Raw genomic sequence first — 15,345 nt, forward strand, 5'->3', positions numbered from 1 at the left:
GTAGTGAGACTCTGCTACCAATCCCAATATTGCAAAATGGTTATGATTCATTGGGTATTAGGTTTGTAGATTGTCCACACTGCCATAAGCAGCATGATAGAGACATCAATGCTGCTATAAATATCAAAAATGAAGGATTGCGATTATGGGCGTTAGGAACTAGCGCTTCTGCCCTTGGAGGGGATGTAAGACCAAAGTCTTCAGGACGTAAAAAATCTACGAAGGTTGAGGCAATCCCCAATGAATTGGGAAGCCTACACTGTACCGTCAGGTCAGTGTAGGTAGTTCACAAATTCTCATCGTCGCCTGTGGGGGTACTCTAATTCCTCACATTCCAGATGTTTACGGTACATCTGCATTACATCGTCTAAAGTCTGAACCTGGACGACATTTACCTACAGAACATCTCGTCAGGATAGATGTAGAAAGCCTTTTAGCTGACTGTTTACAGAATTCTCACATATCTGTAGTTTCTTGGCATCATCAAGCGGTAGATAAAGTACCGCCTGGTTGACGGGTTGTTGCTCATGCTTGGGATGATGGAGTCATTGAAGCTGTGGACCATGAACACCATCCTTGGGCAATTGGTGTGCAATGGCATCCTGAGCTTTCAATTCTCGATCCCAATCATCAAAGAGTTTTTCTAGCTCTCGTTCAGGCTGCACATACAAGACACTTCTGGGATGACCGTAACCTCGCAACCGGGTCAGAGCCAGGGTGATCCCCCCAAATTAATCGGTGCTGAAAATTTTTTCTGTAATTGCAATTATCTCCCCTATTTATCCCCTATTTATCTTTAAATTCAAATCACAATAGCAGAGAACACCATCTAATACAGGCGGACACTCTCTGTCTAGAACCTATCCCACTAATAATATTAGTGTCACAAAGCTTAAGCTTATCGAGAACTGACAACGAAAAATTAAGGTTTTTAAGCACATTTTACGAAAAGATGTAGGGATTTTTAGAATCATGGTATAGGTTCACAGATTTTGCCGTTTATACACACAAGCGTGTCTGAAAAGCTTACATGGCTAGCATCTCTGATCTACTTCATCGATGTCGAAACCTAATTATTAGTTTTTCAATTTTTTGGAGGAGAGGAAAATGAAGAAATTCACCTGTTTGATGATTGTCGGGGCAGTATTGTCGATTAGTGCGCCCGCTGTGGCTGAAAGTCGTGCGGTTAATATCAGTATTGGCAGTATTGGTGGTTCTTTAGATAATGCCGCTTTGCGAACAATTCGCCAAGTTATCGGGTTTGCAGTCGGCACTAGTACCGTCGATAAATTCATTGTATATAGTCCCAAGGCCGGATCTCCTATTCCCATCGAAGGAGGTTTATCTGCTTGTGCTGAAGCTGGCTTCGGCACAAGCAATGCAAGATTTAATGCTTTTATCCAGGAGTTGCGTTCAATTAATCCCAAACCAGGGACTTTCTACAATGTAGAACTTACCGCAACCTGCAAACAGAAATAAGACGTTTGCACTCAAGCGCCGTAGGATGGGCTGAGGTACCAAGCCCATCTATCAAGTTACACGTAAGCTTAATATGTTGCTTAACTTTGGCTTAGAAGCTGTAGATCACCTGTGCTGTGGCAATATGGGTAAAGTTGATGGCTATGAGTTGTTACTTTAGCTAACAATGACTTACCCTGCGTATTGTTGTGGGAGTGATTAACCCTGTTTTGTCACTCTCGGAAACCAATAATCATAGCCCCTCAAAAAATTTTTGTGAAATATATCCTGAAGCTCAAAATGCGTAAGCACATACTGAACTCTTTGTTTCCAGTTGTCTTACTCGCTGCTTATGTAGGGATTGGGACACATCCAGCCCAGGCAAACTGTCCACGTTTTGGTCGTCCGCCAGAACAAGTGAACCCTGAAGTACAGCAACGTGCAAACCAACTCAAAAATGATCCCAATCAATTCTTTGGAAAAAAGATTTTAGATACGATTACAAATCGCCGCATCACCTTGACTCCAGATTTTGATCGTTTAACGGGAATCGAGAAACAACAAGTTCTCAATACTTTAGAATTAGACGGTTCAACCTACGAAGTTTACGCAGCTGATGAACGGCTGGTTTCGGCGCAATATGATGGCTGTACTCGTACTTACTTGAAGACTGAGCGCGATCGCTATGGTTGGTATCTCAATCGCCCTCTGGTAGCAATGCCACTGCCGATGTTACGCGATGCTTTACGTAATTGGGGGCAACCGACTTGGCGCAAAGTTAACCAGAGTATACATCCGGAAGATGAGCGTAGAGCGCGCTTCAAGTTTTGGGAAACAGTTGGCTATGACAAATACAACCAAGGCTGGTGGATTGGTTGGGTGCCAGAAGGGGGCTACTTTGAAGTTACAGTTCGCAATGCTGATGGTGTTACCCAACTCAAGCCTTATTTAGGAACTGCGTTTCATCAATATCGCTATGTAGTAATAGCGAGTGATGGTACTCCTCTGTACGATACTCAAACAGAATTAGGTAATCCGTGGCTGTCGGTTCTAGGTAAAACCTCTTCTCCTGCGGGATGGAATGTCAGCCCTTGCCATTATCAAAATCCTTTCTTGTGCGTCTATCGCAACAAACTTGATGTGGGAAGCGTCGAACTTCAACGCCGGACGTATACTGACTATCCCATTCTGCAAACCCAATTTGAACAACTTGGGTTAGTCCCAGGGCTATTCACCTATAGCAATCCTAATGATAAAGCTAAGGCACTGATTGCATTAAAAGCTGTAATCGCAGATTACTACCAAACGATTACAAAAGAACGTACTTCGACTTATGGCACAACCTACAAAGTTCAGGTGCAACAACCAGAAGAAGTCAAAATTGGTGATTTGCCAGGGTTAAAGTATGGCTTTAAGAGTATAGACCGCTTAGGGCAGGTGCGCGAAAAGTATGTGAACTATATGACATTTAATGGGAATTTGTACATTATTACTACAGGCTACGAGCCAGCGGAAAAAAGTAATACATTCAAACAGCTTGCCAGCCTCGAGCAGTTTGAACCTCATTTAAAGACGATTATGGAAAATCTGAAGCTGTCTGAAACTGATCGTTAATGTGCTTCTAAATTAAGTGCTGCACTCATAAAAAGTATATATTTCTTGCAGTACTAATTCAGCGCTAAGGGTGGGGCTATGCTGTTGCTCGGCTTGGCGGCTATCTCGAACATCGAAGCAAAACACCTATTGGTATCTAGGTACTGTGGCGAGGTTGGTTAAAATTACACGACCTTTGTGAGGGTGGTTTGATAGAGATGGGGATGGCGTGGGTTGTGAGAGTTAACTATGTAAGTTCTACAAAGGCAACATAATTGCAAATTCAGTTCCTTGATTGAGTATGGAATTAACCTCCATTGCTCCACCATGCTTTTCTACTACAATTTGATAAGCGATCGCCAATCCCAGTCCAGTACCTTTACCAACTGTTTTCGTTGTGAATAGATAATTAAAAATTTCTTGCCTCACCTCGTCTGTCATGCCAATGCCATTATCGGCAATCCGAATCGTTACATATCCAGGGCTGGACATCTCTGTAAAGATGTTGATTGCTAGGGAATCATTGACTCGCTTGCCCTGCTGCCAAACATCTTCTAAAGCATCTACAGCATTAGCTAAGATATTCATGAACACTTGATTGAGTTGTCCTGGATAGCACTCAACCTTTGGTAAGGAAGCGTATTTTCTGACGACTTTAATTTCAGGTCGCTGTCCCAACCCTTTAAAACGATGTCGCAGGATTAATAATGTATCGTCAAGTCCCTCATGAACATCAAACTTAACCTTTACCGATGTGTCAGTCCGGGCAAAGTTTCGCAGCGACACGGATATTTCTTTAATTCGTTCTGTGCTAACCTGCATGGAATTGAGGAGCTTGGGCAAATCTTCTAAGAGAAAGTCTAAATCTATTTGAGCGATCGCATTCTGAATGACAGGCGGTAGTTGGGAATAATTTTCCTGACATAATTGCAGGACATGAGTGAGATCAGCAATATACTCTTGAGCAGGATGAATATTGCTAACAATGCAGCTAATGGGATTATTCATTTCATGTGCTACACCTGCTACCAATTGACCAAGCATTGAAAGCTTTTCTTGTTGCACCAGTTGCACTTGTGCCTTTTGTAATGCTGTCGTTCGCTCTGTAACCATTTGTTCAAGATTATCGGTCAATTGCTTCAGTTGCAAATGCATTCGCACTCTAGCAATCACTTCTGCTTGTTCAAAGGGTTTGGGAATGTAATCAACGGCTCCTAACGAGAACCCTTTCACCATATTTCCAGTATCAGCTAACGCTGTCATAAAAATAATTGGGATGTTTTGCATTAATGGATCAGCTTTAAGTTTCTGGCAAGTCTCAAACCCATCTATTCCCGGCATTTGCACATCTAACAAAATTAGAGCAGGTGGTTTATGGTGCACCATTTCGATCGCACTTTCTCCATCTTCGGCGACTCTAACTGCGAAACCTGCACTTTTTAGCGCTTGTGATAGTACTGACAAATTAGTTGGATTATCATCAACAATTAAAACAAAATCAGAGTTTTTCATGGTTATCAAATGTTTTTTTATAAAATGAATTAACAAAAAATCATTAAAGATAATTTACAGTTTATTTTGACTGGTCTATCCATTCATTTAATGCTTCTCGCAATTTCCTGATTTGGAAATTTTCTGCAAGTTGGATTACTTGTTGAGCGAAATCAAAACAAACAGGATGATTACTCTTTAAGTTATTGGCTTCATGCAATATCCCATCAACATTGCCATATTTTGCTAACTCATATAAGCTAGTCAAAATCTCAATCGAAGGTAAAGAGAGATTCTGAGAATCTGACTGAACATGAGTTTGATTGCACTTTGAATCAACTTCCAATTCTGGTGCATAAATCCATACCAAATTTAATTTTAATCGCAGTAATTCCAGCAAAATTTCAGCTACAACAGGTTTAGATAAGAAAGCATCCGCCCCAACATCTAAACTACGATTTTGATCGCTGTCAAACACACTTGCAGAAGAAGCAATAATTGCTACGTTTTTTAACTGAGCAGATTGCTTGATGTACCGAATCAGCTCAAAGCCATCCATTACAGGCATAACTAAATCAGTAACGATCAAGTCAGGTTGAGATGTAACAGCCCGATCAATCCCCTCTTGTCCATTACTAGCTTCTATTAACTCAAATCCAATTGGTTCTAATAAATTAAGGATTACCGAACGGTTTTCCCACTTGTCATCTACTACTAAAATGCTGCGTTTTTTGCCTTGATAGCCTGTAATAGCTCCTTGTTGCATTACTCTGGAACTTGCAGCCCATTGTTTTGCTTCTGGTAACTCTACTTCAAACCAGAAAATACTACCTTGACCAATTTGACTTTCAACTTCCAAGGTACTACCCATGAGGTAAACAATTTTTTGACTAATAGCTAATCCCAAACCTGTTCCTTCAGATTGTCGTTTGATGTCTCCTGCTTGCTCAAAGGGAAGGAAGATTTTCTGCAATTGCATCGATGTCATCCCAACCCCTGTATCTTCTACTTGAAAACGAATTTTATAATTAGTTATTTGTTGTGTTTCTTGACTACTGACCCTGGACGAATGATTAATAACGTTTACTTTTAAAGTCACCCCTCCTTTATCTGTAAACTTGACTGCGTTACCCAAAAGATTAATCAGAACTTGCCGCAGTCTTTTCTCATCAGCGTGGATACCAACCGGGAGTTGAGAGTCGGGCTGATAGGTGAAGGAAATAACTTTTTGATCGGCTTTAATCCGACAGATTTCGACTACTCCTTCCAGAAACGAAGGAAAATGGAAATCGATGGGATACAACTCCATTTTGCGGGCTTCGATTTTAGACAAATCCAGCACGTCATTAATTAAAGTTAATAGATGAAAGCCACATTGATGGATAATTTCAATTCCTTTGTATCCTTTGTCTGACAAGGTTTCAGTCCGTTGTAGAATTTGAGTATAACCAAGGATGCCATTAAGTGGAGTTCGTAATTCGTGGCTCATGTTGGCGAGAAATTCACTTTTGGCTTGATTAGCAACTTCGGCAACAGTTTTTGCTTCGTTGAGTTGGGCAGTTCGTTCTTCAACTCGTCGCTCTAGTTCATCATTGGTTTGTCGCAGTATCATTGCTGATCTTTGGTTTTCACTAGTTACCGCAGAGATAATAAAGGTAGTGATAGCAATTACACAAATGAATGATTGCAACAAGATGAGCGATTCATTAGGTGAGAGTTGTTTGGCAAACGAACCAAAGCCTTTAACAGTACCAAAAACAGCGATCGCTGACACAATAAGTACAGCTAGAGTCGATATCCGCGCTTCAAATCGAAATGCCGTCCAAATTAACGGCGGAATGATCATGTATTCAATTGGGTATCCCCCTGAAAAAGCGACCCGAACAATCGCCATCATTGACAATAAGACGAATGTAAGTTCGATAATTTGTCGCCGATGGAAGCTTCTCGGCGATGGAGATTTTTGCAACCATGCCAGCACTAAAGGTGTAACAATTAAAATACCTGTGCTGTCTGATGTCAGCCAAGTTCGACAAATGTTACTAAATATTGACCAAGGTGCAATACCACTAATACAAAGCGTTAGTGCAGCCAAGATGGAACTGATTAGGGGGCTGGGTATAGTCAGAACCATAAATTTAAAAATATCTTGCGATCGCTCTAAGAAATGGCGACGCTTGATAAACTTATGAATTAAAAAAGTTGCTACGAAAGGAGTAATTAAGTTGATAGCCGGAATGATAGTACTAATTAAAAGATTGTTCTTAAAAAAGAAAATATAACTAACAATAAAATCACTCAAAAATATGATGGGCCAGACCCGATAGCCTACCAATAACATTCCTGCTAAAAACACACCGAATGAAGGCCAAAATGCTGACGCACCACCGACAAATGTCATAGATAAACCTATGTATCCAAGTCCGAGGTGAACAATAGGAATGGTCAGTGCTGCTATTATAAATGGACGATCCAGCTTAGGTAGGAATTGCTGTTTTATCGTAGTTTGCTGCATTTCTTGTCTCCGTGCAGATAGCTGAAGGTCAGTAACCCTCAATAAAGGTTGTCCAGTTTATAATTCCCAAAAGTAGTTGTGACTTTTATCATCAAGAATAGATATGACATAGCTGTCATACTAATTCATTAAAAGTGTGATACAAATAGCGGGACTTAAACAAAACAGGAAAGTTAAAAAGACTATAATGCTTAGATAGCACAGCTTTCACGTTCGCATTCTCAGAAATCTGCTTCAAGGAACTTGTAGTAATAAGTTGTTATCTTTGACACCACAGCTTTCTTGACGCTCAACTTTATGCTAGCTAAATTCCCTTCACCTGTATTTACACTTCTATTAGGACTTGCCATAACTCAAACCTTCGGATGCACAACTCAAAAAAATAATTCAGCGATCGCTCAAACTTCACCGAAGCCAGCACCCCAAGAAATTGTGCAACCAGGAGAAGTTCGACCTTTACCAGGAAACTTGGATAAAATACCCGTTTTTAACAGCAATAGCCCAGAATGGATTAAAACTGAGGGTATTTTACTTTCTACCTTTCCTACAAACGGTAAAAAAGTTCCAGCAGCGCACCTCAATTTTCCCTTTCAGGGACGCTTTGACTTATTTGCCCACCACTACACCCACACTCCCAAGGATTTACAAACGCTATATTTGGGCGTAATTGTGCATAATCCTGGTAAAAAACCTGTAACAGTAGATGTATTGCAAGCCGCGAGTTATCTAATGCAGGATGCACCCTTTGTCACCTTACCCCCCTACATAGAAAATAACGATGGTAAGACTTACTCAGGCCCAGGCAATCGCGCTGTTGCTGATGTACTCCGAGGTGTTCGACAAGCAGATTTTCCCGCAAAGCTGATAATTCCGCCAGGACAAAGTCGGATGTTGTTAAATCATCCAATTCCTGTACGGAATCTAGAAAAGCCGGTAAATGGTCGCTCTAGTTTTATGCGGCTGCGTAGTAACAATCAAGTTTATGCGGCAAGTTTAGCAATGTTTGCTAAGAAAAATACTGATAATACAGACCGCCCACCCACTCTTGCAGAATGGCAAGCTTTACTAAATACCGGGAACTTCGCTGGGCCGCGAGATAAAACTCCTACTCCTCTAAATGCTACTAGTGGCGCACTGATTTATGGGCGTGTAGCTGGTGTGTCTAGTGGTTCGCAGTGGAAAGCAAAGTTGGTGGATAATCCCCAAACCACAAATCTGACTATTCCCCAGCGTGGGAAAGCTATTTCTTATGCTTTAGATACATTGCTCAGTGGTCGATTGGGCACTCAACAAATCCAAACAGCCAAGATGCTGGTACGTTATCCAGATACGGCATACGAAGCACATGGCAATTATGGGGTGGAATATAAACTCACTTTACCCTTAAGTAACAATACCAGTCAAAACCAGACCGTAGCTGTTACTTTAGAAACACCATTGAAGGAAGATAAATTATCCCAAGGTGGTCTACGTTTCCGCAAACCATCCCTAGATTTTCCTTTCTTCCGTGGTACAGTACGGCTACGCTACTTTGATGACCAAGGTCAACAAAAAACGCGCTACATACATCTATGGCACAGAACTGGTCAGGTGTTAGAACCATTAGTGCAGCTTGTACTTCCCCCATCGACTCAACGAATAGTACAGGTAGATGTGATTTATCCACCAGATTCGACACCACCGCAAGTGCTGAGTGTAAAAACTTTAGAAAAGTAATAAATTAAGGCTTATATGGTTTTCCAGTACACTAACGCATTTGTCACCATAGCATCAGTTAACTTTGAGGAGTTAGTGAGTTTTTATACTAGATTTCTGGAGCAAAAGCCAGTTCTTTTGATTCCGAATGTCTATGCTGAGTTTAATTTGGTTAGTATGCGATTAGGTATTTTTAAACCCAAGAACACAAACGAATCGGAATTTGAAGCGATAGCCAAAAGTAAGATAAGTTTGTGTTTAGAGGTGAATCACTTAGAAGATGCGATCGCTCACCTAACTGCTTTGGGCTATCCCCCACCAGGAGACATTTCCATTGCTTCCCACGGCAGAGAAATTTATGCCTATGACCCTGATGGTAATCGTCTGATTTTACATCAAGCCCCAGTGAATGATAATTAATAAGTGATAATAATTTATTTGGTAATTAATTATGGCTATAACTCAAAACTATAGATTAAACCTGATTCAATGGTATCCAGGTCACATTGCTAAAGCTGAAAGGAAGCTCAAAGAACAGCTTAAACGCGTAGATGTGGTGTTTGAGGTACGAGATGCCCGGATTCCCTTAGCGACTCACCATCCCCAAATAGGTGAGTGGGTAGAGGGTAAGGCACGGGTCTTGATACTTAACCGAGTAGATATGATTACGCCGCAAATGCGATCGCTGTGGATAGATTGGTTTAAACGCCAGGGAGAAGTCCCTTATTTTACCAACGCTCAACATGGTAAAGGTATAGCAGAAGTGGCGCGGGCAGCGCAAGCCGCTGGAGTAGAACTCAATCAAAGAAGAAGCGATCGCGGAATGTTACCCCGTCCAGTCCGGGCTGTGGTGATTGGTTTTCCTAATGTCGGTAAATCAGCTTTGATTAACCGCCTGTTGGGAAAGCGAGTAGTGGAAAGTGCAGCCCGTCCTGGCGTAACTCGCCAACTGCGCTGGGTGCGAATTTCCGAACATTTAGAATTGCTAGATGCTCCTGGTGTTATCCCTTTAAGATTGGAAGACCAAGACGCAGCATTGAAATTAGCCATTTGTGATGATATCGGTGAAGCATCTTACGATAACCAACTAGTAGCAGCAGCCCTAGTGGATTTACTCAATTATTTGGAAGCTGTAGCCGCAGATTTATTACCAAAAAAACCATTACAGTCCCGTTACCAACTCGATTCGACATCAGACACTGGAGATACCTATTTGCACGCCTTGGCGGAGCATCGTTACAAAGGTGATATAGAGCGAGCTGCAAGACAACTTTTAACAGATTTTCGCAAGGGGTTGTTGGGTGAATTAAGTTTAGAATTACCTCCTAATTAAATAAGGGTGACAGAAGCTGAACTCACCGCGCTGGCTCACAAAATTGAAAAATTCCTGGCTTCCCTTCACAAAGAGATCAAACCCCCTCTAAACTGAACCTACAGCAAAATTGCTTATTTCAATGTAATATCCGTCACATACAGTTGTCGGAATGCAGTTAACAGTGTCATAAAGAAAAGGTGAAGGTTAACCTGTAGGGTATAACTTACCTTAGAGTTGCTTGCACCTCTAGCTTCGATGGATCTATCACGCTCATGACTGAACTCACGCTACGCCTACAAGAGGGAGATACCGAGACAACGATCGCAGTTGACCAAGATATCTTCACAATTGGTCGTTTGCCGGAATGTAATTTATACTTACCTTTTGCTGGAGTATCCCGCAACCATGCCCGCCTAGTGAAAACGGCTGACGGTGTGTGGACTATTGAGGATCTGGGCAGCAAAAACGGGACGCAAGTAAATAAATATCTTATTAGCTGTCCCCAAGAGTTACATCACGGTGATAGCGTTTGGCTGGGCAATGTAAGCCTGTTAGTGCTGTTCACAAGCCCTATTTCCCAATCGACACCGGAGTATCCCGGAACTTCGGAAAATAATGAGCAAAGAACAATCCTTCACAATGTCAAGCAATTACAACAGCAATGGATCGCAGCTGATAGCAAAGATGGCAACATCAGTAATAAGGATAAAACCATTGCCCGTCTCAAAGACTTAGTGGATATAGCTAAAAATCTCTGTGCAGCCGCGTCTATAGAAGAGATTTTTTCTCAGGTGCAGCAAGTGGTTTTTCGTTACCTTGATAGTATCGATCGCTTGGCATTATTAATTGATGTTAATGGTTGCGGCCAATTAGAATTAGTGAATGCTGCCACTAGAAACGTTTCTCAACAAAAACATCTCGCCTCAGATGGAAGTTGGATTAGTCGGAGTATCTGTCAAAAGGTATTTGACGAAAAAGTTATCATTCAAACCGCCGATACCCATCAGGATGAACGGTTTGCTAGTGAACAGAGTATTTTGGTCAAAGGCATTCGTAGCGCGATGGCGGTGCCTTTATGGGATGAAAATAAAGTTGTGGGCGTACTATATGCCGATGCCAATCTTTCTTCTTACCATTGGGCAAATGAAGGCGAAGAAGAACTCAGCTTTTTTTCAGCTTTAGCAAACCTTGTAGCTTCTAGCGTCCAGCGTTGGTTGCTGGTAGAGAAACTCAAAACTGAAGAGATGATTCGTCACCGACTAGAACGCTATCATTCTCCAGCAGTCGTACAGCAGTTAATATCTGTAGGCGGATTACCGGGTGGTCGTTTAGCTCCCGCCGAGAGCGAAATTAGTATTTTGTTTGCAGATTTGGTTGGCTTTACGGCAATTTCTGAGCGGTTAACGCCAACTGCGATCGCTCAACTGTTAAATAATTTATTTGAAGAGATGCTAAAAGAAGTGTTTACCTACGGCGGCACTTTAGATAAATATATTGGCGATTGTATTATGGCATTTTTTGGCGCTCCAGAACCGCAAGCAGATCACGCCGATCGCGCTGTTGCTGCTGCAAAGGGAATGCTGACTCGTCTGGAACATCTTAATGCCAATGGTTTTTGGCACGAACCTCTGCAATTACGTATTGCTATTAATAGCGGTAAGGCTGTTGTGGGAGATGTTGGTAGTTCCCAAAGAGTCGATTATACGGCATTAGGCGCGACGATCAATCTTGCTGCTCGTATGGAAGCAGTTTGCCCCCCTAGTGAATGCGTGATTAGTGAAGCCACTCATAAAATGCTTTCACTGCCTTCAGACTTTGAGGAAATGGGAGATTATCGTTTCAAAGGTATTGATCGATTGGTAAAGGTTTATAAGACAAATTTGCAGCAAGTGCCAACAATTATTGGTCATTAGTCATTGGTCATTAGGTATTGGAATGACAAATGACTAATCTCTCTATAGAAATACATAGTTAATTAGTATATTTTATTTCAAAAATAATTGCGAAATTGTAATTTAAGCAACTAATTCTTGGTGAAAAGACTAAAATTTGGGTGGTAGCTTCCAGAATTGATCTGTGTAACACTAGGAAGCCTACCTCAAGCTATTTTTTAACGGGAGGTCAGGTAATGGCTATCGCTACCATTAATCCCGCCACTGGGGAGACGCTCAAAACCTTTGAGGCGCTCAATGATGCAGAGATTACCGCTAAACTCAATTTGGCTAATCAGGCTTTTGAAAAGTATCGTCAGACTAGTTTTTTGACGCGATCGCACTGGCTGCAAAAGGCTGCTGATATTTTAGAGCAAGACAAAGCAGAATTTGCTAAGTTGATGACTCTGGAAATGGGTAAGCCATTTAAAGCAGCGATCGCAGAAGTAGAAAAATGCGCCGTCGTCTGTCGCTACTATGCCGAACACGCCCCTGGTTTTCTGGCTGATGTTTCTGTAAAAACGGATGCCAGCCATAGTTTTGTTCGCTATCAACCAATGGGTGCAATTCTCGCAGTGATGCCGTGGAATTTCCCCTTCTGGCAAGTGTTCCGTTTTGCCGCACCAGCTTTGATGGCGGGAAATGTCGGCTTACTCAAACATGCTTCCAACGTGCCGCAGTGTGCCTTAGCAATTGAAGATATTATCCGACGAGCGGGTTTTCCTGAAGGTGCGTTTCAAACTCTATTGATAGGCGCTGCTAAAGTCGCCGATTTAATGGCTGATGAACGAGTAAAAGCTGCCACATTGACAGGAAGCGAACCAGCAGGCGCATCCCTCGCCGTCGCTGCCGGCAAACAAATTAAAAAAACCGTCTTGGAATTGGGAGGAAGTGACCCATTTATTGTGTTAGAAAGTGCTGACTTAGAGACAGCAGTTGTCACAGCTACTACAGCACGAATGTTGAATAACGGGCAATCATGTATTGCAGCAAAACGTTTTATTGTCGCAGAAGCGATCGCAGACAAATTTGAAAAATTACTTTTAGAAAAATTTGAGACGCTGAAAGTAGGCGATCCCATGCAACCAGATACCGATTTAGGCCCACTGGCAACTCCTGGTATTCTCCAGGATTTAGACCAACAAGTGCAAAATGCCATCAGCAGCGGTGGTAAAGTCCTCACCGGTGGACATCCTTTATCAGATCGTCCAGGGAACTTTTACCCGCCAACGATTATCATAGATATCCCGTCTGACACACCAATTGCAAAAGAAGAATTTTTTGGCCCAGTAGCCTTGTTATTCCGGGTTCCAGATATCGATGCTGCCATAAAACTCGCTAATGACTCACCCTTTGGCTTAGGTGCAAGTGCTTGGACAACCAACGACCAAGAGAGCGATCGCTTGGTTGAGGAAATCGAAGCAGGTGCCGTATTTATCAACAGTATGGTCAAATCTGATCCCCGATTGCCCTTTGGTGGCATTAAGCGTTCTGGATATGGCAGAGAATTGAGTATCCAGGGTATACATGAGTTTGTCAATGTTAAAACCGTGTGGGTGAAGTGATTAGTCATTAGTCATTGGTCATTAGTCATTTGTCAAAGAACTAATGACTAATGACAAAGAAAAAATTACTAATGACTAAAGTCTTATTCGTCAATAGTTAGGAAATAAAATGAATACAGCAGAATTATTGGTGCAGTGCCTAGAAAATGAAGGAGTGCAATATATTTTTGGACTCCCCGGCGAAGAAAATCTGCACGTTTTGGAAGCGTTAAAACATTCTTCCATAAAATTTATTACGACTCGTCATGAACAGGGTGCAGCATTCATGGCCGATGTCTACGGACGCTTAACAGGAAAAGCCGGAGTATGTCTTTCTACTCTTGGGCCTGGAGCAACCAACTTGATGACTGGGGTAGCAGATGCGAACCTCGATGGTGCGCCCTTAGTGGCGATTACCGGTCAGGTTGGAACAGATAGAATGCACATCGAATCTCATCAATATTTAGATTTGGTGGCAATGTTTGCACCTGTTACCAAGTGGAATAAGCAGATTGTGCGACCTAGTATTACACCAGAAGTAGTGCGGAAAGCATTTAAGCGATCGCAATCCGAAAAACCTGGTGCAGTTCACATTGATTTGCCAGAAAATATTGCTGCCATGCCCGTCGAAGGCAAACCTTTGCGTAAAGATAATAGCGAAAAAACCTATGCATCTTTTGCTAGCATTCGGGCAGCAGCAGCGGCAATTTGCCAAGCAGTTAACCCATTAATCTTAGTAGGAAATGGGGCAATTCGTGCTCAAGCAAGTGATGCTGTCACACAATTTGCCACATTGCTGAATATACCTGTTGCCAATACCTTCATGGGTAAAGGCGTGATTCCCTACACACATCAATTAGCTTTGTGGTCAGTGGGATTACAGCAAAGAGACTTCATTACCTGTGGTTTTGATAACACAGATTTAGTAATTGCGATCGGTTACGATTTGATTGAGTTTTCCCCGAAGAAATGGAATCGTAATGGTGAAATTCCCATTGTCCATATTGGGGTAAGTCCGGCGGAAATTGATAGTAGTTATATTCCCAACGCCGAAGTTGTCGGAGATATTTCAGATTCCCTCTACGAAATCTTAAAATTAGCAGACCGACAAGGTAAACCCGATCCCTTTGCTATTAGCTTAAAGTCAGAGATTCGGGCTGATTATGAACAGTACGCCCATGATGATGGATTTCCAATTAAGCCGCAAAAATTAATTTATGACTTACGGCAAGTGATGGGCCCAGATGATATCGTCATCTCAGATGTTGGCGCACATAAGATGTGGATGGCCCGCCATTATCATTGCCATAGCCCCAATACTTGCATAATTTCCAACGGCTTCGCGGCTATGGGTATTGCCATTCCTGGCGCTTTAGCAGCAAAACTTGTTCATCCTAACCGCAAAGTCGTTGCTGTAACAGGCGATGGCGGCTTTATGATGAATTCTCAGGAATTAGAAACAGCCTTACGTGTCGGTACACCCTTTGTCACCATAATTTTCAATGATGGTGGCTATGGGTTAATTGAGTGGAAGCAAGAAAATCAATTTGGCAAAGGAAACTCATCTTTTGTGCATTTTAGCAATCCTGATTTTGTTAAATACGCTGAAAGCATGGGTTTAAAAGGCTACCGAGTTGAATCGGCTCTAGATTTGATTCCCACTTTGAAGGAAGCCCTCGCTCAAGATGTACCTGCGGTGATAGATTGTCCCGTAGATTATCGGGAGAATCACCGCTTTAGTCAAAAAGCCGGCGAGTTGAGTTGCGCGGTGTAAAAAGTTAAATGTTAGGAGTTAGGAGTTAA

11 protein-coding genes and 1 pseudogene are annotated in these 15,345 nt (G+C 42.1%); 10 read left to right on the plus strand and 2 right to left on the minus strand.

Annotated features, from left to right (window positions below; all coding sequences use genetic code 11):
• From F8R90_RS31730 to F8R90_RS31745, 4 genes and pseudogenes are all read left to right on the plus strand, one after another.
• The coding region (locus F8R90_RS31730) for a zinc ribbon domain-containing protein (protein WP_196514041.1) at positions 1-281 on the plus strand (281 nt) is incomplete at its 5' end.
• Positions 282-298: 17 nt separating this feature from the next.
• Positions 299-721: pseudogene (locus F8R90_RS31735) on the plus strand (gamma-glutamyl-gamma-aminobutyrate hydrolase family protein).
• A 386-nt stretch (positions 722-1,107) separates the two neighbouring features.
• Positions 1,108-1,479 carry a hypothetical protein gene (locus tag F8R90_RS31740; protein WP_196514042.1) on the plus strand — a complete coding sequence of 124 codons (372 nt, stop codon included), beginning with the start codon at positions 1,108-1,110 and terminating at the stop codon, positions 1,477-1,479.
• 279 nt (positions 1,480-1,758) lie between these two features.
• Positions 1,759-3,072 carry a hypothetical protein gene (locus F8R90_RS31745; protein ID WP_196514043.1) on the plus strand — a complete coding sequence of 438 codons (1,314 nt, stop codon included), beginning with the start codon at positions 1,759-1,761 and terminating at the stop codon, positions 3,070-3,072.
• 237 nt (positions 3,073-3,309) lie between these two features.
• Here the strand turns inward: F8R90_RS31745 and F8R90_RS31750 are convergent, their stop codons facing one another.
• Together F8R90_RS31750 and F8R90_RS31755 are read right to left on the minus strand one after the other, a co-directional pair.
• Complete coding sequence (locus F8R90_RS31750) at positions 3,310-4,572, minus strand: hybrid sensor histidine kinase/response regulator (RefSeq protein WP_442946773.1); 1,263 nt, start codon at positions 4,570-4,572, stop codon at positions 3,310-3,312.
• A 52-nt stretch (positions 4,573-4,624) separates the two neighbouring features.
• On the minus strand, positions 4,625-7,057 hold the full coding sequence (locus tag F8R90_RS31755; protein WP_196514045.1) for an MASE1 domain-containing protein: 2,433 nt from the start codon (positions 7,055-7,057) through the stop codon (positions 4,625-4,627).
• Between the two features lie 297 nt (positions 7,058-7,354).
• Here F8R90_RS31755 and F8R90_RS31760 point away from each other — a divergent pair, with 297 nt between their 5' ends.
• From F8R90_RS31760 to F8R90_RS31785, 6 genes are all read left to right on the plus strand, one after another.
• The gene (locus tag F8R90_RS31760) at positions 7,355-8,773 is read left to right on the plus strand and encodes a DUF3370 domain-containing protein (RefSeq protein ID WP_196514046.1); all 1,419 of its coding nucleotides are present in this window, start codon (positions 7,355-7,357) and stop codon (positions 8,771-8,773) included.
• Positions 8,774-8,788: 15 nt separating this feature from the next.
• A complete protein-coding gene (locus F8R90_RS31765; protein WP_196514047.1) occupies positions 8,789-9,172 on the plus strand; it encodes a VOC family protein in 384 nt (127 codons plus the stop codon).
• Positions 9,173-9,203: 31 nt separating this feature from the next.
• Positions 9,204-10,085, plus strand: a complete 882-nt coding sequence (gene ylqF / locus F8R90_RS31770) for a ribosome biogenesis GTPase YlqF (RefSeq protein ID WP_196514048.1) — start codon at positions 9,204-9,206, stop codon at positions 10,083-10,085.
• A 254-nt stretch (positions 10,086-10,339) separates the two neighbouring features.
• Entirely contained in the window at positions 10,340-11,980 is a 1,641-nt protein-coding gene (locus F8R90_RS31775; RefSeq protein ID WP_196514049.1) for an adenylate/guanylate cyclase domain-containing protein, read from the plus strand.
• Between the two features lie 215 nt (positions 11,981-12,195).
• Positions 12,196-13,563: an NAD-dependent succinate-semialdehyde dehydrogenase gene (locus tag F8R90_RS31780; protein ID WP_190900370.1), complete on the plus strand. Its 1,368-nt coding sequence runs from the start codon at positions 12,196-12,198 to the stop codon at positions 13,561-13,563.
• 109 nt (positions 13,564-13,672) lie between these two features.
• Positions 13,673-15,316, plus strand: a complete 1,644-nt coding sequence (locus F8R90_RS31785) for an acetolactate synthase large subunit (RefSeq protein WP_196514050.1) — start codon at positions 13,673-13,675, stop codon at positions 15,314-15,316.
• Positions 15,317-15,345: the final 29 nt, after the last annotated feature.

The organism is Nostoc sp. NZL (assembly GCF_015714705.1).
Taxonomy (GTDB): domain Bacteria; phylum Cyanobacteriota; class Cyanobacteriia; order Cyanobacteriales; family Nostocaceae; genus Nostoc; species Nostoc foliaceum_A.